This window comes from Bacteroides sp. HF-162 (genome assembly GCF_015679285.1).
In the GTDB taxonomy this organism is placed as follows: Bacteria; Bacteroidota; Bacteroidia; order Bacteroidales; family Bacteroidaceae; genus Bacteroides; species Bacteroides uniformis.
The window spans coordinates 3,429,257-3,450,077 of record NZ_CP064937.1 but is presented as its reverse complement, the minus strand read 5'-3'; the positions used below and the strand labels follow the sequence as shown (position 1 = coordinate 3,450,077).

Annotated in this window: 19 protein-coding genes; 13 read left to right on the top strand and 6 right to left on the bottom strand. The window is 48.0% G+C overall.

Annotated features, from left to right (window positions below; genetic code table 11):
- Positions 1-2: 2 nt before the first annotated feature.
- On the bottom strand, positions 3-896 hold the full coding sequence (locus ITJ87_RS14440) for an AraC family transcriptional regulator (protein ID WP_117600897.1): 894 nt from the start codon (positions 894-896) through the stop codon (positions 3-5).
- Between the two features lie 191 nt (positions 897-1,087).
- On the opposite strand from ITJ87_RS14440, the gene ITJ87_RS14435 reads away from it, so the two are divergent.
- The 6 genes from ITJ87_RS14435 (at position 1,088) to ITJ87_RS14410 (ending at position 8,538) form a co-directional block, all read left to right on the top strand.
- Complete coding sequence (locus tag ITJ87_RS14435; protein ID WP_117964531.1) at positions 1,088-2,350, top strand: TolC family protein; 1,263 nt, start codon at positions 1,088-1,090, stop codon at positions 2,348-2,350.
- Positions 2,351-2,384: 34 nt separating this feature from the next.
- Positions 2,385-3,275, top strand: coding sequence for an HlyD family secretion protein (locus ITJ87_RS14430; protein WP_117600895.1), 891 nt, complete (start codon positions 2,385-2,387; stop codon positions 3,273-3,275).
- A complete protein-coding gene (locus tag ITJ87_RS14425; RefSeq protein ID WP_016273870.1) occupies positions 3,253-4,710 on the top strand; it encodes an ATP-binding cassette domain-containing protein in 1,458 nt (485 codons plus the stop codon). Before ITJ87_RS14430 ends, ITJ87_RS14425 begins: the two co-directional genes overlap by 23 nt.
- 47 nt (positions 4,711-4,757) lie before the next feature.
- A complete protein-coding gene (locus ITJ87_RS14420; protein WP_044468708.1) occupies positions 4,758-5,861 on the top strand; it encodes an ABC transporter permease in 1,104 nt (367 codons plus the stop codon).
- A gap of 112 nt (positions 5,862-5,973) precedes the next feature.
- Positions 5,974-7,089, top strand: a complete 1,116-nt coding sequence (locus ITJ87_RS14415) for an ABC transporter permease (RefSeq protein ID WP_005837244.1) — start codon at positions 5,974-5,976, stop codon at positions 7,087-7,089.
- A gap of 312 nt (positions 7,090-7,401) precedes the next feature.
- Positions 7,402-8,538: an acyltransferase gene (locus ITJ87_RS14410; protein ID WP_117964533.1), complete on the top strand. Its 1,137-nt coding sequence runs from the start codon at positions 7,402-7,404 to the stop codon at positions 8,536-8,538.
- A 77-nt stretch (positions 8,539-8,615) separates the two neighbouring features.
- Here the strand turns inward: ITJ87_RS14410 and ITJ87_RS14405 are convergent, their stop codons facing one another.
- Both ITJ87_RS14405 and ITJ87_RS14400 read right to left on the bottom strand, forming a co-directional pair.
- Positions 8,616-9,059 (bottom strand): Hsp20/alpha crystallin family protein, encoded by a 444-nt coding sequence (locus ITJ87_RS14405; RefSeq protein ID WP_025832163.1) that lies wholly within the window; start codon positions 9,057-9,059, stop codon positions 8,616-8,618.
- A gap of 246 nt (positions 9,060-9,305) precedes the next feature.
- On the bottom strand, positions 9,306-9,785 hold the full coding sequence (locus tag ITJ87_RS14400) for a hypothetical protein (protein WP_117974628.1): 480 nt from the start codon (positions 9,783-9,785) through the stop codon (positions 9,306-9,308).
- A gap of 46 nt (positions 9,786-9,831) precedes the next feature.
- Here ITJ87_RS14400 and ITJ87_RS14395 point away from each other — a divergent pair, with 46 nt between their 5' ends.
- The gene (locus ITJ87_RS14395; protein WP_225449368.1) at positions 9,832-11,862 is read left to right on the top strand and encodes a recombinase family protein; all 2,031 of its coding nucleotides are present in this window, start codon (positions 9,832-9,834) and stop codon (positions 11,860-11,862) included.
- A gap of 97 nt (positions 11,863-11,959) precedes the next feature.
- Here the strand turns inward: ITJ87_RS14395 and ITJ87_RS14390 are convergent, their stop codons facing one another.
- The gene (locus ITJ87_RS14390; protein ID WP_117981666.1) at positions 11,960-13,339 is read right to left on the bottom strand and encodes a hypothetical protein; all 1,380 of its coding nucleotides are present in this window, start codon (positions 13,337-13,339) and stop codon (positions 11,960-11,962) included.
- Between the two features lie 482 nt (positions 13,340-13,821).
- Here ITJ87_RS14390 and ITJ87_RS14385 point away from each other — a divergent pair, with 482 nt between their 5' ends.
- Together ITJ87_RS14385 and ITJ87_RS14380 are read left to right on the top strand one after the other, a co-directional pair.
- On the top strand, positions 13,822-15,057 hold the full coding sequence (locus tag ITJ87_RS14385; protein WP_004291422.1) for a site-specific integrase: 1,236 nt from the start codon (positions 13,822-13,824) through the stop codon (positions 15,055-15,057).
- A gap of 11 nt (positions 15,058-15,068) precedes the next feature.
- Positions 15,069-15,431, top strand: a complete 363-nt coding sequence (locus tag ITJ87_RS14380) for a hypothetical protein (protein ID WP_004291423.1) — start codon at positions 15,069-15,071, stop codon at positions 15,429-15,431.
- A 77-nt stretch (positions 15,432-15,508) separates the two neighbouring features.
- On the opposite strand, the gene ITJ87_RS14375 is transcribed toward ITJ87_RS14380, so the two are convergent.
- A complete protein-coding gene (locus tag ITJ87_RS14375) occupies positions 15,509-15,814 on the bottom strand; it encodes a helix-turn-helix domain-containing protein (protein ID WP_004291424.1) in 306 nt (101 codons plus the stop codon).
- Between the two features lie 31 nt (positions 15,815-15,845).
- A complete protein-coding gene (locus ITJ87_RS14370; RefSeq protein ID WP_004291426.1) occupies positions 15,846-16,145 on the bottom strand; it encodes a helix-turn-helix domain-containing protein in 300 nt (99 codons plus the stop codon).
- A gap of 201 nt (positions 16,146-16,346) precedes the next feature.
- On the opposite strand from ITJ87_RS14370, the gene ITJ87_RS14365 reads away from it, so the two are divergent.
- The 4 genes from ITJ87_RS14365 to topB are packed head-to-tail and all read left to right on the top strand — an operon-like array spanning position 16,347 to position 20,803.
- Positions 16,347-16,709: a helix-turn-helix domain-containing protein gene (locus tag ITJ87_RS14365; RefSeq protein WP_004304264.1), complete on the top strand. Its 363-nt coding sequence runs from the start codon at positions 16,347-16,349 to the stop codon at positions 16,707-16,709.
- A gap of 3 nt (positions 16,710-16,712) precedes the next feature.
- Positions 16,713-17,063 (top strand): helix-turn-helix domain-containing protein, encoded by a 351-nt coding sequence (locus ITJ87_RS14360; RefSeq protein WP_004291454.1) that lies wholly within the window; start codon positions 16,713-16,715, stop codon positions 17,061-17,063.
- 20 nt (positions 17,064-17,083) lie between these two features.
- Positions 17,084-18,655 (top strand): DUF3945 domain-containing protein, encoded by a 1,572-nt coding sequence (locus ITJ87_RS14355; RefSeq protein ID WP_004291455.1) that lies wholly within the window; start codon positions 17,084-17,086, stop codon positions 18,653-18,655.
- Positions 18,656-18,715: 60 nt separating this feature from the next.
- On the top strand, positions 18,716-20,803 hold the full coding sequence (gene topB / locus ITJ87_RS14350) for a type IA DNA topoisomerase (protein WP_004291456.1): 2,088 nt from the start codon (positions 18,716-18,718) through the stop codon (positions 20,801-20,803).
- The last annotated feature ends 18 nt before the right edge of the window (positions 20,804-20,821 follow it).

The following is a 20,821-nucleotide window of genomic DNA, read 5'->3' as shown; positions in this document are numbered from 1 at the left end:
GGTCAGATTTGTTTCTGGTATTCTGCCGGTGTCATCCCCGTCATGCGTTTGAAGAACTTCGAGAAGAACGACGGATTGGGAAAGTTCAGTTCGTCTGATATTTGAAACACCAGTAGATTACTGTGTTTCAGCAATACTTTGGCTTCGAGGATAACTGCTTGATTAATCCATTGCATCACGGTTTGCCCGCTTGTTTCACGTATCACCGAACTCAGATAGTGCGGTGTCAGGCATAGCTTGTCGGCATAGAAGTTGACGCTGCGTTCGTGCTTACTGTGTTGGTTCACCAAAGCGATGAAGCGGCGGAATAGCTCTTCCTGGCGTGAAAGACGTGCCGGAGTTGACTTGCATGTGTGCTCGTGGATATACTTAAGGTTATAGAGAAGTGAGACAATCAAGTGCTGTACGGTTTCGCGGCGGTAAGGCGAACAATGAAGTATGTCCCATAATAAAGAGAAAAAGTGGCTGATGCGTGTCCATTCCGTGTTGTTGCATGAAAAGAGAATCCCGTTTCGTGTGTAAGCTTCCGTAAGAATGGAATTCTGTATCACAGGCAGAAAATGGGCGGTAGGCATGAGGACTTGGAATTCATAGTCGGGACTGATTTCCAGTATCTCTATCAGCGAGTTGTCGGGAATGATAATAATATCATGGGCTGTGGCTTCGTATTCGATAAGATTGATAGATATCCGGCCACTGCCCTGCATGATACGTATAATCCTCCCTTCTTTGGCACGGTAAGGTTGCCCGGTACGGAATAGTCTAGAGCCCATGGCAAAGAAACTGATAACCATTCCCAAATCATCATTTATAAATCTGTATTCAGAATGTTCTATAAAATCCGGATTGTTGCGGATGTCCTCGAATGCGACGCTTATCGGTTTGTTCTTTTCCATATCTTTCCCGTTATGAATAATGTATATTTCCACCGCAAAGATAATAAAGTGTTCCTATTATTTGCCTTTTCCTACGAAATGTCGTACTATTAGAACATCTTTGCGCACAAATGGATTGTAAGGGTATAGGATTATGCCTTTATCTTTGCATGTGTATAGAACAAAACCATGTAGAATAAACAAGAAACAGAATGGATATGAAACGAACCGTTTTCTTTTTTACCCTTTCTCTTGCCGCCATGCTGGCACATGCCCAGCTCACGTTGGAGGAGTGTCAGCGCCGGGCGCAGGACAATTATCCGTTGGTCAGGCAATATGGACTGATAGAAAAGGCACGCGAGTACGACCTCTCTAATGCCGGAAAAGGTTACTTGCCCCAGTTCTCCCTATCCGGCAAGGCCACGTACCAGAGTGACATCACCCGGCTACCGGTCGAAATCCCTAATCTCGACATCAAGACTGCTTCGAAAGACCAGTACCAGGTGATGCTCGAAGTGCAGCAGACCCTCTGGGATGGTGGGGATATACGTTCCAGAAAACGATTGACGCGTGCCGCCTCGGAAGTGGAACTGGAAAAACAGCATGTAGACATGTATGCCTTGACTGACCGGGTGAACCAGCTCTTTTTCGGCATCCTGCTGCTGGACGAACAGCTGAAACAGAACAGCCTCTTGCAAGAAGATTTGGGCAGAACCCACAAGCAGGTAGCCGACTATATAGCCAATGGCATCGCCACCCCGAGCGACCTGGATGCAGTCAGCGTAGAGCAACTGAACACCAGGCAGCACCGTGTGGAATTGGAGACCACCCGTCGTGCATACCTCAGCATGCTTGCTGCCTTTACGGGCAAGGATCTCTCTTCCGAAACGGTTTTATTGAAACCGGCTGCCGAAGAAAACATAGACCGGCAGATGAACAACCGTCCCGAACTTCGTTGGTACGATGCGCAGGGAGAGCAACTCCGCCAGCAGGAGGCAGCCTTGAACACCCGGTTGATGCCGCGTTTCGGCCTTTTTGTACAAGGGGCATACGGCAATCCGGGGTTGAATATGCTGAAAGATGAATTCAACGCCTATTACATGGCGGGGGTGCGCATGTCCTGGAATTTCGGCAGTCTGTATACGTTGAAGAACGACCGCCGCAGGATAGACAATACCCGCCAACAGATAGAGACCGGCCGGGATGTGTTCCTTTTCAACATTCGCCTGCAGGCTACGCAGCAGGATGCGGGCATTGTATCCATGCGCCGCCAGATGGTGGATGATGACGAGATTATCCGTCTGCGTGGGAATATCCGCCGTGCAGCCGAGGCCAAGGTACAGAACGGGACAATGACCGTGACCGATATGCTGCGGGAGATTACCAACGAAAGTATGGCACGACAGACTAAGGCATTGCATGAGGTGCAGTTGCTGATGAACATCTGGCAGCTGAAATATACGCTGAACAATTAGTGACTATAATCCGTAATTTATAACTTGAAATAGTATGAAATCATTGAAATTATTTCCTTTTTTATTTCTCCTTGCCGCCTGCACCGGCGGTGCTCCGAAATATGATGCGACGGGAACGTTCGAGGCTACCGAAGTCATCGTTTCTGCCGAGGCGTCCGGAAGACTGCTGAGTTTCGACATCGAGGAAGGCACGACACTGAAAGACGGGCAGGAAGTAGGCATTATAGATACCGTCCAACTCTATCTGAAGAAACTCCAGTTGGAGGCCAGTGTCAAGTCCGTGGAAGGCCAGCGGCCCGATATCCTGAAACAAGTAGCCGCCACTCAGGAACAGATTGTGCAGGCACGGCGCGAACGCGATCGTGTGTCCAACCTGCTCCGTGTGGGTGCCGCCAACCAGAAGCAGCTCGATGATGCCGAGTCCCTTCTCGAAGTCCTCCGCAAGCAGCTCGACGCCCAGAACTCCACCCTGCGCAACAGCGACCGCAGCCTCACTTGGCAAAGTTCCTCCGTCGGCATCCAGGTGGCGCAGATAGAAGACCAGCTGCGCAAATGCCACATCACCTCTCCGCTGACGGGAACCGTCCTTGCCAAATATGCCGAAGCCGGAGAGCTGGCTGCTCCCGGTACCCCTCTTTTCAAAGTGGCGGATATGGAGCAGATTTACCTCCGTGCCTACATCACCTCCGAACAGCTTGCCGAAATCAAGCTGGGGCAGCAAGTGAAGGTTTATGCGGATTATGGCAAGGATGTGCGCCAAGAATATCCTGGCGTTGTCACCTGGATTTCCGATACCTCCGAATTTACTCCAAAAACTATCTTGACGAAAGACGAGCGCGCCAATCTGGTCTATGCCGTAAAGATTGCCGTGAAGAATGACGGGATGCTGAAAATAGGAATGTATGGAGGCTGTAACTTTAACTAATATCTCCAAACGTTACGGCAGCGTGGAAGCCCTGCGGGGTGTCTCTCTGTCAGTAGCTCCCGGTGAGCTTTTCGGCATCATCGGGCCGGACGGTGCGGGCAAGACATCGCTTTTCCGCATCCTCACCACCTTGCTGCTTGCCGACGGAGGCTCGGCTTCGGTCTGCGGCCTGGATGTGGTGAAGGACTACAAAGCCATCCGCAGGCGGGTGGGGTATATGCCCGGACGCTTCTCCCTCTATCCGGACTTGACGGTGGAGGAGAATCTCAATTTCTTCGCCACCGTCTTCCACACCACCATCGAGGAGAATTATGATTTGGTGCGCGACATTTACCGGCAGATAGAACCTTTCCGCAAGCGCCGCGCCGGAGCGTTGTCCGGCGGCATGAAGCAGAAACTCGCCCTTAGCTGTGCCCTTATCCATAAACCGGATGTCCTCTTTCTGGACGAACCCACTACGGGCGTCGACCCCGTGTCCCGCAAGGAATTCTGGGGAATGCTTCGCCGACTGAAGGAGCAGGGTATCACCATCATTGCTTCCACCCCCATCATCGACGAAGCGCGCCAATGCGACCGCATCGCCTTCATCAACGAAGGAGAGATAAAAGGCATCGATACCCCCGACCGTATCCTGACACGCTTTGCGGGCATCCTCTGCCCTCCGGGCTTGCAGCACGAACGGGTGGAAAACCACGAAAACAAGGTGATTGAAGTGGAAGGGTTGACCAAGCGGTTCGGTAATTTCACCGCTGTAGACCACATCTCCTTCCAAGTCCATCGGGGCGAGATTTTCGGTTTCCTGGGAGCCAACGGGGCAGGCAAGACCACCGCCATGCGCATGCTTACGGGACTTAGCCGCCCCACCGGCGGCAAGGCATGTGTGGCAGGGTTCGATGTGGCTTCCCAACCCGAAGAAGTGAAGAAGAACATCGGCTACATGAGCCAGAAATTTTCCCTTTACGAAGACCTCAAGGTGTGGGAGAATATCCGCCTCTTTGCCGGTATCTACGGCATCCCCGAAGCGGAGATTGCCCCCAAGACGGATGAGCTGCTCCTCCGCCTCGGGCTGGAAAAGGAACGGGATACACTGGTGAAAAGCCTTCCGCTGGGCTGGAAGCAGAAGCTGGCCTTCTCCGTCTCCATCTTCCACCGTCCCAAGATTGTCTTTCTGGATGAGCCTACGGGTGGGGTGGACCCTGCCACGCGCCGCCAGTTCTGGGAGCTGATTTACCAGGCTGCCGACGAGGGCATCACCGTCTTTGTCACCACCCACTTTATGGACGAGGCGGAGTATTGCGACCGCATCTCCATCATGGTAGACGGCGTCATCCGTGCACTCGACACTCCCGGGGAGCTGAAACGGCAGTTCAATGCCACTACGATGGACGATGTATTCCAACAACTGGCTCGTCAAGCCGTGCGAACCGCCGACTGAAAATCCGTGAAATCCGCATTATCCGAGCCTAAATATAAATATAGACAATGAAACAATTCATATCTTTCATCCGAAAAGAGTTCTTCCATATCTTCCGCGACCGGCGCACGATGCTGATTCTGCTGGGCATGCCCATCGTGCAGATAATCCTTTTCGGTTTTGCCATCACCACCGAGGTGAAGAACGTGCGTGTGGCGGTGCTCGACCCGTCGAATGACGTAGTTACCCGCCGTATCATCGACCGCATGGATGCAAGCGAATACTTCACCGTCATCCGCCGCCTGCATTCTCCCGCCGATATGGAGGCTTCTTTCGGAAGAGGGGAGATTGACATGGCGCTTGTTTTCAGCGAGCGTTTCTCGGACAAGCTTTATACCGGCGAGGCGCGCGTGCAGCTTGTCTCCGACGCCACAGACCCCAATATGGCGACTATGCAGGCAGGCTATGCCGCAAACATCATTTCCTCTGCCGGGCAGGAGATGCTTCCGCCGGGAGTGCATGCCGCTGCCATCGTACCCCAGCTCAAGCTGCTGTACAATCCGCAGATGAAGAGTGCCTACAACTTCGTGCCGGGTGTCATGGGGCTTATTCTGATGCTGATTTGCGCCATGATGACCTCCATCTCCATTGTGCGCGAGAAGGAGACGGGGACGATGGAGGTCCTGCTGGTTTCTCCCGTCAAACCGCTTTTCATCATTCTGGCAAAGGCGGTGCCCTATTTTGTGCTGTCGTTTGTCAACTTGACCACCATTCTTCTGCTTTCGGTCTATGTGCTCGATGTTCCCGTGGCGGGCAGCTTGTTCTGGCTGGTGGTGGTGTCGCTGCTATTCATCTTTGTCTCCCTGGCGCTGGGGCTGCTGATTTCCACGGTCACCCGGACGCAGGTTGCCGCCATGCTGGTGTCCGGACTGATGCTGATGATGCCCACCATGTTGCTTTCGGGCATGATATTCCCCATTGAGAGTATGCCCGTTATCCTGCAGGCCATTTCAGCTGTGCTTCCTGCACGCTGGTATATCCAGGCGGTGCGTAAGCTGATGATTGAGGGAGTGGATGTTTCGCTTGTGCTGATGGAGGTCGGCATACTTGCCACGATGGCGGTATTGCTGATAACGGTGAGTTTCAAGAAATTCAAGCATCGGCTTGAGTAAAGAGCGGATATGAATTTTATATTAATTATTCAGGCAGAAGAACATAAGGACAAAAGGATACGGGAAATCTGTTCTTTTGTTCTTATGTCTAAAATCTTTAAAATATCGTCTTATGATAAAGTTTCTCATTGAAAAGGAATTCAAGCAGTTGTTCCGCAACTCCTTCCTGCCCAAGCTGATTTTCATTTTCCCGTGCATGATTATGATACTGATGCCCTGGGCCGCCAATCTGGAGATAAAGAACATCAATCTGAATATAGTGGACAATGACCACAGCGTCTTGTCTCGCCGTCTGGTAGATAAAATCGGTGCATCCACTTATTTCTGCCTGACAGCGCTTCCCGATACATACGATGAGGCTTTGCTGGCCATTGAAGCAGGTTCGGCAGATGTCGTGCTGGAGATTCCCCGTGATTTCGAAAAGGATTGGGTGAAGGGAGAGGCGCCTCGTCTGCTGGTGGCGGCCAATGCCGTGAACGGCACGAAGGGCAGTCTGGGAGGATCCTACTTGTCTTCCATCATCAGTGACTATACCCGTGAACTGGGTTCGGAGTCGTCTTCGCAAGGGCTTGCCGGGAAGCCGCTTCCCCGGGTGGACATCACTACGCAGAATCTTTACAACCCCACGCTGAACTACAAGCTTTTCATGATTCCTGCCCTCATGGTAATGCTGCTGACGCTGATTTGCGGTTTTCTCCCTGCCCTCAATGTGGTGGGCGAGAAGGAGGCGGGCACCATCGAGCAGATAAATGTCACCCCCGTCGGCAAGTTCACTTTCATTGCCGCCAAGCTGATACCTTACTGGCTGATAGGTTTTGTGGTGCTGACCATCTGTTTCGTTCTGGCATGGGTACTTTACGGCATTCTGCCGGCGGGACATTTCCTCACTATCTACGGCATGGCGCTGTTTTTTCTACCGATGGTGTCGGGGTTCGGGCTGGTCATATCCAATCATTCGACCACGTTGCAGCAGGCCATGTTTGTCATGTGGTTCTTCATGCTTATCCTTATTCTGATGAGTGGTCTTTTCACCCCTATCCACAGTATGCCTGAGTGGGCGCAATGGATTACGCGCATCAATCCGCTACGCTATTTTGTAGAGGTGATGCGTACCATCTATCTCCGTGGTGGCGGATTTGCCGAACTGCTTCCGCAACTGGGAGCCGTGTTGGTCTTTGCATTGGTCTTCAATCTGTGGGCGGTAAAAAGTTATAAGAAAAGTAGTTAACTGATTTTTCTTTATTATTATCCTATTTGGCTCTCTTTTTTGAAGAAGGGCTACACCATTTGCCTTGGATAGCTACACCCTTTTGTGTTTAAGGCTACACCATGAGAAGGAAAAGGTGTAGCCCTTTTATTATGGATAATAAAAGCTGTTTTTTGTGCGGAAAAAAAGGTGCAAGTAGTGATATGTATCTAATGATAAAGACAACTGTTATACTTGTCAATTAATTGATAGAGTTTATATGATATCTATCAGTTCCCTTATTGGAAAAAACTCTTATCTTTGCACGCGAATAAATAAATATCTTATACCAAAATGAATACACAGACTACTTATCTTGCCTCGAAACCGCATTATGAGATTCTTGACGGACTTCGTGGCGTGGCGGCTGTCATGGTTATTATCTTCCATCTTTTTGAAGCACATGCAGGTGGCAGCCATCTTACTCAAATTATCAATCATGGTTATCTGGCAGTGGATTTCTTCTTCATGCTTTCCGGTTTTGTTATCGGCTATGCTTATGATGACCGTTGGAACCGGATGACCGTGGGCACTTTCTTCAAACGCCGTATCATCCGCCTGCATCCTATGGTGATTATGGGAAGCATTGTGGGCGCTGCCTTTTTCTATTTTCAGGAGTCGTCTTGTTTTCCACCTATCGAGAATACGTCCGTTGGAACCATGCTGCTGGTAATGTTACTGGGCTGTACCTTACTTCCTCTTCCGCTGAAGTTCGACATTCGCGGCTGGACGGAAATGCATCCGTTGAATGGCCCGGCATGGTCGCTCTATTATGAATATATCGGTAATATCTTGTATGCGTTGTTTGTACGCAAGTTCAATAAGGTGGCCCTGTCGGTGCTGGTATTTGTGGCAGGGTGTTTTACGGTATACCGTTGTCTGACTGCTCCTGCCGGCGATATTGTGGGTGGTTGGGCCTTGAACTGGGAACAGCAGTATGTGGGCATGGTCCGGCTGATGTATCCGTTTTTCGGCGGATTGCTTCTGTCACGCCTCGGCTGGCTGATACGGCTTGAAAAGCGTGCTTTCTGGTGGTGCAGCCTGCTGATTGTGGTGGTTCTTTCCATTCCCCGTATCGGAGGTGAGGATGGTTACTGGATGAACGGGCTTTACGAGGCTTTCTGTATTATCTGCATCTTCCCGGTCATTGTTTCAATGGGAGCGGGCGGCAAGGTGACCGGTAAGCGCTCTACTGCCGTATGCAAGTTCCTGGGAGACATTTCCTATCCGATTTATATCACCCATTATCCACTGGTATATACTTATACGGCTTGGGTATGCAACAATAACGCTACAATGGCAGAAGGTATCCCTTATATGATACTTACTTTCGTGGGAGCCGTTGTCCTTGCTTATGCTTGTTTGAAACTCTATGATGAACCGGTGCGCAGGTGGCTTACAGACCGTTTCCTGAAAGGGAAAAAGAAATAATTCCTATAGATATGGATATAAAAAATCTCCCGTTGCATTATCTTGTGCAGCGGGAGATTTTCTTTAATGACCGGGCGTTATTTTACGTCAATGAATTTCTTGGCCTTTTCTTTTTCTGCTTCTGTAAATTTAGGCAATGTAATGTTCAACACGCCGTTTTCTACATGGGCACCAATCTTTTCCTTATCGACATCGTCCGGAAGAATCATGGTTTGCTGGAACTTGGTGTATGAGAATTCGCGGCGCAAGTAGCGGCCTTCCTTCTTTTCGTCCTTGTTGTTCTCTTCCTTACTTTCAGTTTTCTTTTCCATGCTGATGACCAGATTGTTTTCTTCATCGATGTGAACGTTGAAGTCTTCTTTTGTCATACCGGGAGCAGCCAATTCAACTTTGTACTCTTTTTCTGTTTCGAATACGTTGATGGCAGGGGCGGTGGCATTTGCTTTTACCATCCAATCATTGTCAAAGAAATCATTAAAAATACTCGGTAACCAATTTTGGTTTCTTCTTACAGGCATCATAGTTATAGTCTCCTATTGTTTAAGTTAAACATGCTATTTAGTTTTGAACTCCGGTTCTTTGTCTTCGGGTGTCTGCCTTTTGGGTTTTTCACCGTCCGTTTCTTGAACCGTCGTTCGCTAATAATATTGCAAACCTTATGCCAACCGGTTTTTACTGACTTTATTGACTATTTGTCATTGAAAAACTGACTTATTTGCCTATTTAATGCCATTTTGCTATCTTATTTATTTAATTTTGATAGTTTTTCAGACTAATTTAAAACGCATTCTCCAACGCTTGGCTTCTTCGTCCCAATCGTGGCTGATGATTTTAAAAGTTCCGATTTCTGATGTGTTTTCTACATGTACTCCAATGCAGAGACATTCGTCGTAATCGCCTACTTTCACGACACGTACCGTTTCCGAAGCATCATCGGGCAGGCGTTCCAAGTCGAAGCGTCCTTGAGCTTCCTCTTGCGTAATGAATGCTGTTGTGACGGGCAGATGTCGGGCGATTACCTCGTTTACGGCCTCTTCCAGCTTCTTTATTTCTTCTTCCGTGGGGCAGGCGGCAAGACGATAGTCCAGCTTGCTCTTCTTCCGTTCTATGTGTGCTGATATGGAGCGGCCGCAACCGAATAACCTTATCATGGTCTGGTTGATGATGTGCTCCGTTGTATGCATAGGTGCGATTGACACATCCTGAAACTTGGGACTTGGTTTATTTATTTCTATATTTGTTTCCATATTAATTGATATTGATGTAATTAACAGCGCAAAGATAATGAATAATATGGATAAGAAGGTACTAATCTATTGTCGTGTTAGTACGCAACAACAGACAACTGATAGACAAAAAGAGGAATTGTTGAAGTTTGCAGCAGAAAACCATTGGAACGTTGAAGAAGAGGATATTTTCATAGATGTTATTAGTGGTTTTAAAAAGGGAGAGTTCCGTCCTGAATATGTGAAGATGCTTGAAAGAGTCGAATATGGGGATATTGATATAATTTTATTCTCTGAATTTTCTCGTCTTGCAAGAAATGCTACGGAGTTATTAGAACAAATCAAATTGTTTATAGATAAAGGTATTAACTTGTATTTTGATAAACAAAAATTGTGGGTAAGAGATAGTAATAAAGATGTAGGTAGTATTATTTTATTGCATGTACTTGCTGTTATGTCAAGCTATGAGATAGAATTGTTTGTTGAACGTTCATTAAGTGGCAAGATAACAAAAGTTCAAGCAGGTCATGGAGGCGGGGATGAACGTGCGTATGGTTATATGCACAATGAAAATAAACAGATTGTTATAAATCCTATCGAAAGTAAGATTGTTACCCGTATTTTTGAAATGTATGTTGGTGGATATTCTTCAATTCAAATATCAGAGATATTGAATGCTGAGAAAGTACCTGCTCCATACGTAAGAAAATTGAATGAGTACAAGAAGAATAGAGAAGCAAAAGGATTGGAGGTGAAAGAGTATAAATTTGATACAGATAATTTAAAATGGCGTATTTCTACAATAAACAGACTTATGCACAATGAGTTATATAAAGGTAATCGTAGAATAACATTTTATAAACCAGACCCTACCAATCCACTTCCGTTATCCGAAAGGCAAGATAGAGAGATTGTTTATGAATATTCGGAACATGTGGAAAGTCTGCGAATTGTATCAGACGAGTTGTTTCAGCAAGCCCAAGATAAACTTTCCAAAGCGCATTATAATAAGAATAATGCAGTCAGGCATGAGAATTTATTGAAACATTTAATGGTATGTGGCGAATGCGGTGCTAATTTTTCTGTAGGGAAATCAAATGAAACATCTAAAAATTATATCAGTGGTGGACGTACTTACAAATGTTATGGTAGAGTGAATCGTAAAGATAAACCACGAACATGCACGAATGGGGCAGAACTTCGACAATGGAAATTGGATGGACTTGTTTTACAGTTGTCAATTCAAATGTTTGCTGAGATTAATATTCAGCAGACCAATATTTTAAAGATAGAAAATTTAGGGAAAGAAATCGAAGAGTTGGTTCAAATAAAATCATCAAAGAATACAGAATTGGTTGAAGCGGAGAATCTTTATAAAAAGACACTTAAACGTCTTATTGCGATTGAAGACGATGAGGTTGCAAAGAATTTGATTTCAGATGCAAAACATAAATATGATGAAACTAAAAACGTGTTGAACAAAACTATGGATAAATTGTCACGAGAAATCACAACAAAGAGAATTACTATTGATAATTTGAAGCGTTTGAATGCCAATCCTTTGTTGATTAATAAAATGGATGAGATTAGGAAAAATAGGGATTTGGTAAAGACTATGGTTGATGAATATATTGATAAAATTACTATATTTCGTTTACATGAACTTTGGTTATTGGTCGTAGTATCTTATAAAGGAGGTGAGGAGATGTGGGGAACAATTAAATGCGCTCGTTATAAAAAGGAGGAGATGTTTTATGATGAATTGCATTGTCATTATGGTGTTGAATTTCAGGGGTGGTTACTTAATAATACGGAACATTGTTTTTCGTATGATAAAAGTACACGTATTATTACTTATCATGGTGGAAGTAAAATATATGTGGAGTTTAAATCAGGTGAGTATGATTATGATACATTTAATCAAATGATACAAGCAACAGGATGGATGGGATGTTTCCCTTTTTATGCTTATGAAGATAGTGGTAAAGATTTAAGCGTACCTTCTAATGAAGATTTTGGAAAATCTTTACAAGAAAACAGAACTGATTGGAAAGTACACAATGACAAGGTCTTGGAACGTTTATTATCCAAGTCATAAATAATAATATTCCTACCACCGTAACCCCTCACTCAGGGGGAGGATTTTGTAGTCCCCCCCTTATAGTTTGTAACGAGTGGATTTCTATAGGGGAATCCTATCCTGCTATTGCCGAAATAGGGTTATACAGATATAAGCCAACAGTATTTTTAGTTGATTGATTATTTTTCATATTGGTTGGAATGTTGTTTTCTTTACACCATTCATATAATTTACTTTTTCCTACTTTTAAATTCAGTTCTTTAAAAGTTGATAGATTTTCTTTTAGGGATTTGGAACAATCATAATATAAGCCAATTAATTCATTATTGATTTTCCCTTTTACCATATTTCGTACAGTCTTAGCTGAAAGATTGTATTTAATGCAATATTGAGGGTTTATTATCCATTTTCTTTTTTCTGTCTGCTGTTGTTTAATCATTGCTGAGTATTTGTCAATGTTTTCATTGTATACATTTTCTGCGATATCATATAATTCTTGTTTGCTTATTGGGTCCTTGCTGTTGTTGATGTAGTAGTATAGTTCATTGGCTAAACAGTGCAGTAAATGTTCAAATTCAATTTGTGGGTACATATATTTGCGTACTATAGCATTTAAAAAGAGTTTTTTTCTACGCCCGTTCCCGTCTTTAATTTTACATACTCTGTTGGAGTAAACACAATTACCATTATCAAGTTTTGTTTTTTCCTTGAACCAATATCTTTTGATACAGCAATAGTTTTCAGGTATTGTAATATATGGAATATCTTCATTGGCTTCTTCCAAATTATTTTCAAAGAATGGATATTTTTCTCTGTATTTTTCTATTAAGTCTTTATGGGAAAGGTTCCAAAAATTGGTAATATATTCATGGTCCTTTATTTCAACAACAACTTTATCTCTCTTTTCCATTTGTAACTGTATATTGTATGGTGTTGGCTTTTCTTTTATACTGTTAGAAATGGAAATGTCATCATAACTATAAATGATAAGATTGTTTATAAGTTTACAATTTGCGTAGCTCCCTAAATAAAATTGGTAGATTGCTCTATTATGATTATCTAATTCTATATTTGTTATAATATTATCATATAGTATCTGATATTGATTTTGATTTAGTGGTGTATTGAAAATGTATAGAAGTCTATATCTGTTTCCTTTAGTAATATGTGAAAATGTGGTATACGCAATGCTTGGCTGATATTTCAATGTTACTAATAATTCATTGAATGATAATAATGTATTATCAATATCAAATACTATTATGTTAGTATGTAATGCCCTTTCTTTCTTCTTATAACCAAAGAGGGATTTTATTTCCTTGTCGATATATGTGCAAGAGAATATATATCCTTGTTTTATAAATTGCTCCAATTCAGAAATAGTAATTTCTTTTTCTTCAAAGGATATTTTGTTGTAGTCTTTACTGGTAGGTTTTTCTGTGAAACCATTGACGGAAATCATCAATTTAAAAGAAAATTTTTCATTTTTGTACATGTTAAGGTTGACATTATTGTGTGACTTGTACGTGTCACTTATTTAGGATGTTAAGGTTTGATAGTTGAACAAAGGAAGCAATGTAACCTTAACAAACCATTACTTCCAGGTATACCTACTTTCAACTATATAATATAAGTATATTTTAACGCTGCAAAGTTACTACAAAAAAGTGAAATGCGGAAAGATATAGTGATAGAATTGAGTTACAAGGGTTTTGGTTGAAGTGGCGATAATCCGTGAAGCCATTACAATCCCTGCCGAAGCCAAATCCTGACGCCGCTACGTTACTTGTTCGTAACCATGCCCGAAAATGCGACAAACGGGTACGAATAGCGAAACAAGGCTCTAAGGAATAGTGAGTTATCCATAACTCATGCGAAAAATCAGGTTACGGAAAAAGATTGCGCCGTTCCTCCCCGTTTTGCGTACCAACACCGGACTCTTCACCAACTAATTTTGAAACCCAAAAATTAAGGACAATGAAGAGTACATTTTCAGTAATCTACTACCTCAAGCGTCAGGTAGTGAAAAAGGACGGGACAGTTCCCGTCATGGGACGCATCACGGTGGACGGCAGCCAGACACAGTTCAGCTGCAAACTGACTGTCGATCCGAAACTGTGGGACACCAAAGGTGGACGTGTCACGGGCAGAAGCACGGCGGCACTCGAAACGAACCGTATGCTTGACAAGATGCGGGTACGCATCAACAGGCATTATCAGGAAATCATGGAGCGTGACAACTTCGTCACGGCGGAGAAGGTGAAGAACGCCTTTCTCGGACTGGAACACCGCTACCACACGCTGATGCAGGTGTTCCGCCAGCACAACGAGGACTACGAGAAGCAGGTGGAGGCAGGCATGAAAGCCAAAGGCACGCTGCTGAAGTACCGCACCGTTTACAAGCACATGCAAGAGTTCCTCGACATCCGCTACCATGTGAAGGACATCGCCCTAAAAGAGCTTACCCCGGCTTTCATCTCCGACTTCGAGATGTTCCTGCGCACGGACAAGCACTGCTGCACCAATACCGTGTGGCTGTACGTCTGCCCGTTACGGACGATGGTATTCATCGCCATCAACAACGAGTGGCTGACGCGCGACCCGTTCCGCGAGTATGAAATCAAGAAGGAGGAAACAACACGCAGTTTCCTGACCAAAGATGAGATCCGCCTGCTGATGGAGGGGAAACTGAAAAACGCCAAACAGGAATTGTACCGCGACCTCTACCTGTTCTGCGCCTTCACGGGGCTGTCGTTCGCGGATATGCGCAACCTTACGGAAGAGAATATCCGCACCTACTTCGACGAACACGAGTGGATAAACATCAACCGCCAGAAAACGGGCGTGGTGTCCAACATCCGCCTGCTCGACATCGCCAACCGCATAATCGGCAAATACCGGGGACTGTGCGGGGACGGCAGGATATTTCCCGTTCCGCATTATAACACGTGCCTTGCCGGTATCCGTGCCGTCGCCAAGCGTTGCGGCATCACCAAGCATATCACGTGGCATCAGAGCCGCCACACGGCAGCCACGACGATATTCCTCTCCAACGGTGTTCCCATCGAAACGGTCAGCTCCATGCTCGGACACAAGAGCATAAAGACGACGCAGATTTACGCAAAGATAACCAAAGAGAAGCTCAATCAGGACATGGAGAACCTTGCCGCAAGATTGAACGGCGTCGAGGAATTTGCAGGTTGCACCATCTAAAAAGAAAAGCCATGAAACGTGACACAATCATCATCGAGGACAAGGCAGTCAGCGTAACCGGTAACGACGTGTGGATGACCGCCACCGAAATAGCCGGATTGTTCCATACGACCGTCCCGGCAGTGAACGCCGCCATCAGAGCCGTCCGCAAGTCGGACGTGCTGAACGACTACGAGGTGTGCCGCTACATGCAGCTTGAAAACGGGCTGCACGCGGACGTGTACGCCCTTGAAATCATCATCCCGGTCGCTTTCAGGGTGAATACCTACAACACCCACCTGTTCCGCACATGGCTGGTGGGAAAGGCACTCTCACAAGAGAAACGGCAGACATACGTGATGTTCATACAGAACGGAAAAGCCGGGTATTGCTGATTGCACATACCCCATAAGACAAGTAAACGGGTAGCACCACAAAAGGTGTCACCCGTTTACTTTTTCATGAAACCGCCTCACTCCAGCGGCTTGCGGTAGTTCGCTTCCAGTACCCCGCGCAGCCCCGTTTCCGGGTAAAGCACCTTCCCTCCCAAAAGTATGAAGGGCAACACGCGGTTGTTGCGGTATTCCTGCAAGGTGCGCCGGCTCACACGGAGCAGTTCCGACACCTCGCCGTCCGTCAGGTAACGTTCCCCGTCCAGCGGAGGACGGTAGCTTTCCAGAAATGCGGACAGCCATTTCGAGCCTTTGCGCATATCCTGCACCACAGAGGCTATCGGCTCGTCTTCCATCGTAAAAACATCGTTGTTCTCGTTCATCATAACTTCGGATTCAGTGGGTGAATAAATCAAATCATCTGCCGTGCGGATAGAGCGTGCCGACAAGCGGTATCAGCCGCTTCACCTCCTCTGGCTTGTAATAGAACCTGCGGTTTATCTGCGAGTAGCCGATAAGCCGCCTGTCACGCAGCGTCTGCAACGTGCGCGGGCTTATTCTCAACTGCCCGCAGACCTCCTCGCCCGTGAGCCATCTTTCCATGCGCCCCGTGTCGCTTTTGCGCCTCAGGGCGGCGACCTTCTCCGAGAGTGCGCCGAATGCCGCCACCATCATCTCGAAAGTCTTTTTCTCGATAGATACTATTTCCATATTCATGTCATTTAGAGTTTGCCGCAAAGGTAACGAAACGGCATACAAGACGTATCGTTTTCCGCTGAAAGGCTGCCTGTTGCGCCGTTTGACCGGGTTACGGAGCCATCTTCCGCAAAAATCTTACGTGAGTCACGTAGTGAGTTGTTAAAGCCCCTTTTGTTTATTGCCGAATTTTGTCGCAGAAACAAAAAGAAAGGACTGAACATGAAAGTGATAACAATGGAAAGTTCCGCCTACAAGGAGATGATGGCGCAGATTGCGAACATCGCAGGGTACATCCGCGAGGCAAGGGACGAGAAGAAACGGAAGCGGGAAACCGAAGACAAGCTGCTTGACACGGCACAGGCGGCGAAGATGCTCAACGTGAGCAAGCGCACCATGCAGCGTATGCGCACCGACCACCGTATCGAGTATGTGGTGGTACGCGGAAGCTGCCGCTACCGCCTTTCCGAGATACTGCGGCTATTGGAGGACAACACAGTAAGGAACGAGGAAGGGACAATAGACACCCTGTTCCACAACCACACGCTGCGCACGGGCGGCAAACCAAAAGGAAGGAGGACATAGGTCATGGAACTGCTCACACGAAACAACTTCGAGGGCTGGATGCAGAAGCTGATGGAACGGCTCGACCGTCAGGACGAACTGCTGCTGGCGATGAAGGCTGAGGGGAAACAGCCCACTATCACGGAAAGCATCCGCCTTTTCGACAATCAGGATTTGTGCATGTTGCTCCAGATAAGCAAACGCACCCTCCAACGCTACCGCAGCGTAGGCGCATTGCCCTACAAGACGCTGGGCAAGAAGACCTATTACAGCGAGGAGGACGTGCTGACATTCCTTTCCAACCATATCAAGGACTTCAAAAAGGAAGATATAGCCTTCTACAAGGCTCGTATCCATAATTTCTTTCATAAATAACCCATTAAAACATTTTTCAGATGGCAAAGAAAAAAGACGAAAAGGACGTGCTGGTAGTCCGTGACGAGAAGACAGGCGAGATCAGCGTGGTAGCCGGGCTGAACGCGGACGGCACACCCAAGCGCACCCCCGCAAAAGCGGAGAACGCGCAGAGTTTCCTGCAATTCGACCGACATGGCGACGTGCTGGACAACTTCTTCAAGAACTTCTTCCGGCAGTGCAAGGAACCCAGCCGCTTCGGTTTCTACCGCATTGCGGCAGACCAAGCTGAAAATCTCTTAGAGGTGATGAAGCAACTGCTGAAAGACCCCGAAGCGAACAAGGAGCTGCTCGCCCCTCACAAGGTGGACACCTCCGACTATGAGAAGAAGGTGCAGGAAGAGATGGCAGCACAACAGACAGAGAAACAAGAACCTCAAAAACAGGAGAACATGGAACAACGGAAAGAACAGCAACAGGACAAATCCGAACAGATGCAGGGCAAACGTGGCTACCAGCCCATCGACGAGAGTAAAATCAACTGGCAGGAGCTGGAGGACAGATGGGGCGTAAAGCGGGACAACCTTGAAAAGTCCGGCGACCTTACGAAGATGCTCAACTATGGCAAGTCCGACTTGGTAAAGGTCAAACCGACCTTCGGCGGCGAATCATTCGAGCTGGACGCCCGCCTCTCCTTCAAGAAGGACGGTGAGGGAAACATCAGCCTCGTGCCGCACTTCATCCGCAAGGAGCAGAAGCTGGATGAGTACAAGGAACACAAATTTTCCGACAATGACCGGAAGAACCTCCGCGAAACGGGCAATCTCGGTAGGGTCGTGGACATTGTGGACAGGGAAACGGGCGAGATCATCCCCTCCTACATCAGCATCGACCGCAAGACGAATGAAATCACGGACATTCCGGCAAGCAGGGTGCGCATCCCGGAGCGCATCGGCAAGACGGAAATCACCACGCAGGAGCGGGACATGCTCCGCGCCGGACTGCCCGTACGCGACAAGCTCATCGAGCGCAACGACGGCAGAAAGTTCGTCACCACCCTGCAAGTGAACGTGGAGCAGCGCGGCGTGGAGTTCGTGCCGGGAACCGGCAAGTCGCCCCGTACCGCACAGACACAGGAAACCAAAGGCGACACATCGAAAAGTCAGGCGCAGGGCGGGGAAAATGCCGCACAGACCAAGAAGGAGCAACGCCGCAACACGTGGACGAACGAGGACGGCAGCATCCGCCCCATCAGCAAATGGAGCGGCGTGAGCTTCACCGACCAGCAGAAAGCCGACTATGTGGCGGGTAAAGCCGTGAAGCTGGAGAACGTGACCGACAAGCAGGGCTTCCATGCCACGATGTATATCAAGTTCAACCCGGAGAAGGGACGCCCGTACCGCTACGACACGAACCCTGACAATGCACAGCAGGTTGCTCCGTCCAACGAGAGCCGCACGCAGGTGGCGGTGAACAACGATGGCAAGACCAACGAGGCTACAAAGAATCTGAGAGAGCCGTTGCAGAAAGGTCAGACCAACCCGAAGGACGCCCGCCAGCAACAGCAGCAGGAGAAGCCGCAGAAGAAAACGGGCAAGGGCATGAAAATGTAATCCCGTGTCCGCCACTGAATCCAAAATAAAATCCAAAGTATCAACAAAAAAGAAGAAGACATGAAGACAATCATTGCAGAAAAGCCCTCCGTGGCACGTGAAATCGCCCGCATCGTGGGCGCGACAAAGAGAGAGGAAGGATATTTCGAGGGAGGCGGTTATGCCGTGACATGGGCATTCGGACACCTCGTTCAGCTTGCCATGCCCGACGGCTACGGCGTGCGCGGATTTGTCCGTGACAACCTCCCGATTATTCCCGACACATTCACGCTCGTCCCCCGTCAGGTCAGGACGGAGAAAGGTTACAAGCCCGACAGCGGCGTGGTGTCGCAGATAAAAGTCATCAAAAGACTGTTCGACACAAGCGAACATATCATCGTGGCGACCGATGCCGGACGCGAGGGAGAGCTTATCTTCCGCTACCTCTACCACTATACGGGTTGCACCACTCCTTTCGTGCGCCTGTGGATCAGCTCTCTCACCGACAAAGCTATCCGCGAGGGACTGCGGAAACTCGAAGACGGCAGCAAATACGACAACCTCTACCTCGCCGCCAAAGCGCGGAGCGAATCCGACTGGCTCGTGGGCATCAACGGCACACAGGCGTTATCCATCGCCGCCGGACACGGCACGTATTCCGTGGGGCGGGTGCAGACACCAACGTTGGCTATGGTATGTGAACGCTACTGGGAGAACCGCCGCTTTACGTCCGAAGCATTCTGGCAGCTCCATATCGCAACGGACGGTTGCGACGGCGAAGTCGTGAAATTCTCATCCTCCGAGAAATGGAAAGAGAAAGAACCGGCGATGGAACTATATAATAAGGTAAAGGCGGCAGGTTGCGCCACTGTCACGAAAGCCGAGCGCAAGGAGAAGACGGAGGAAACTCCCTTGCTCTACGACCTGACCACGCTCCAGAAAGAAGCCAACGCCAAGCACGGCTTCACGGCGGAACAGACGCTTGAAATCGCGCAGAAACTCTACGAAAAGAAGTTGATAACCTATCCGAGAACGGGAAGCCGCTACATCCCCGAAGACGTGTTTGCCGAAATTCCCAAACTGCTCGCTTTCATCGGCACACAGCCCGAATGGAAAGACAAGGTGCGGGCAAAAGCCGCCCCGACACGCCGCAGCGTGGACGACGGCAAGGTGACAGACCACCATGCCCTGCTCGTCACGGGTGAGAAACCGCTCTTCCTCTCCAAAGAGGACAATACCATCTATCAGATGATTGCCGGGCGCATGGTCGAGGCATTCTCTGAGAAATGCGTCAAGGATGTGACCACTGTCACGGCGGAATGTGCCGGAGTGGAGTTTACCGTAAAAGGCAGCGTCGTGAAGCAAACCGGATGGCGTGCCGTCTATGGCGAGGAAAAAGAGGAAATTACCATCCCCGGCTGGCAGGAAGGCGACACGCTGACACCGAAAGGCTCGTCCATTACCGAAGGAAAGACCAAACCCAAGCCGCTGCATACCGAAGCCACCCTGCTCTCGGCAATGGAAACGGCGGGCAAGGAAATTGAGGACGACGCACTGCGGCAGGCGATGAAGGACTGTGGCATCGGTACTCCCGCCACACGCGCCTCCATCATCGAAACGCTTTTCAAGCGCGGTTACATGGAACGCTGCAAGAAGTCGCTTGTTCCCACCGAAAAAGGACTTGCCCTCAATTCCGTCGTCAAGACGATGCGCATCGCCGATGTTGCCATGACGGGCGAATGGGAAAAGGAGCTGGCGCGTATCGAGCGCGGGGAACTGTCCGACGACACCTTCCGCAAGGAGATAGAGGCGTACACACGTGAGATAACCTCCGAACTGATCTCGTGCGACAAGCTCTTCGGCAGCCGTGACTCCGGCTGCGCGTGTCCCAAGTGTGGCACGGGCAGGATGCGGTTCTACGGCAAGGTGGTACGCTGCGACAACACGGAGTGCGGACTGCCCGTGTTCCGGCTGAAAGCGGGACGCACCCTGTCCGACGATGAAATCAAAGACCTGCTCACCGAAGGGCATACCAAGCTGCTCAAAGGGTTCAAGAGCAAACAGGGCAAGAGTTTCGATGCTGTTGTCGCCTTTGACGGGGAATATAACACGACTTTTGTGTTCCCGGAGGCTAAAAAGGACAAGAAATTTTCAGGACGGAAGAAATAGTATTAACTTTGCCACTTG

Coding starts and splice junctions, on each gene's coding strand:
- ITJ87_RS14370 (WP_004291426.1), bottom strand. CDS start 16,145: ATGAATATGGAAATAGTATCTATCGAGAAAAAGACTTTCGAGATGATG.
- ITJ87_RS14425 (WP_016273870.1), top strand. CDS start 3,253: ATGGAGGCTGTAACTTTAACTAATATCTCCAAACGTTACGGCAGCGTG.
- ITJ87_RS14385 (WP_004291422.1), top strand. CDS start 13,822: ATGAAGAGTACATTTTCAGTAATCTACTACCTCAAGCGTCAGGTAGTG.
- ITJ87_RS14360 (WP_004291454.1), top strand. CDS start 16,713: ATGGAACTGCTCACACGAAACAACTTCGAGGGCTGGATGCAGAAGCTG.
- ITJ87_RS14365 (WP_004304264.1), top strand. CDS start 16,347: ATGAAAGTGATAACAATGGAAAGTTCCGCCTACAAGGAGATGATGGCG.
- ITJ87_RS14430 (WP_117600895.1), top strand. CDS start 2,385: ATGAAATCATTGAAATTATTTCCTTTTTTATTTCTCCTTGCCGCCTGC.
- ITJ87_RS14410 (WP_117964533.1), top strand. CDS start 7,402: ATGAATACACAGACTACTTATCTTGCCTCGAAACCGCATTATGAGATT.
- ITJ87_RS14435 (WP_117964531.1), top strand. CDS start 1,088: ATGGATATGAAACGAACCGTTTTCTTTTTTACCCTTTCTCTTGCCGCC.
- ITJ87_RS14395 (WP_225449368.1), top strand. CDS start 9,832: ATGGATAAGAAGGTACTAATCTATTGTCGTGTTAGTACGCAACAACAG.
- ITJ87_RS14355 (WP_004291455.1), top strand. CDS start 17,084: ATGGCAAAGAAAAAAGACGAAAAGGACGTGCTGGTAGTCCGTGACGAG.
- ITJ87_RS14420 (WP_044468708.1), top strand. CDS start 4,758: ATGAAACAATTCATATCTTTCATCCGAAAAGAGTTCTTCCATATCTTC.
- ITJ87_RS14390 (WP_117981666.1), bottom strand. CDS start 13,339: ATGTACAAAAATGAAAAATTTTCTTTTAAATTGATGATTTCCGTCAAT.
- ITJ87_RS14400 (WP_117974628.1), bottom strand. CDS start 9,785: ATGGAAACAAATATAGAAATAAATAAACCAAGTCCCAAGTTTCAGGAT.
- ITJ87_RS14440 (WP_117600897.1), bottom strand. CDS start 896: ATGGAAAAGAACAAACCGATAAGCGTCGCATTCGAGGACATCCGCAAC.
- ITJ87_RS14405 (WP_025832163.1), bottom strand. CDS start 9,059: ATGATGCCTGTAAGAAGAAACCAAAATTGGTTACCGAGTATTTTTAAT.
- ITJ87_RS14415 (WP_005837244.1), top strand. CDS start 5,974: ATGATAAAGTTTCTCATTGAAAAGGAATTCAAGCAGTTGTTCCGCAAC.
- topB (WP_004291456.1), top strand. CDS start 18,716: ATGAAGACAATCATTGCAGAAAAGCCCTCCGTGGCACGTGAAATCGCC.
- ITJ87_RS14375 (WP_004291424.1), bottom strand. CDS start 15,814: ATGATGAACGAGAACAACGATGTTTTTACGATGGAAGACGAGCCGATA.
- ITJ87_RS14380 (WP_004291423.1), top strand. CDS start 15,069: ATGAAACGTGACACAATCATCATCGAGGACAAGGCAGTCAGCGTAACC.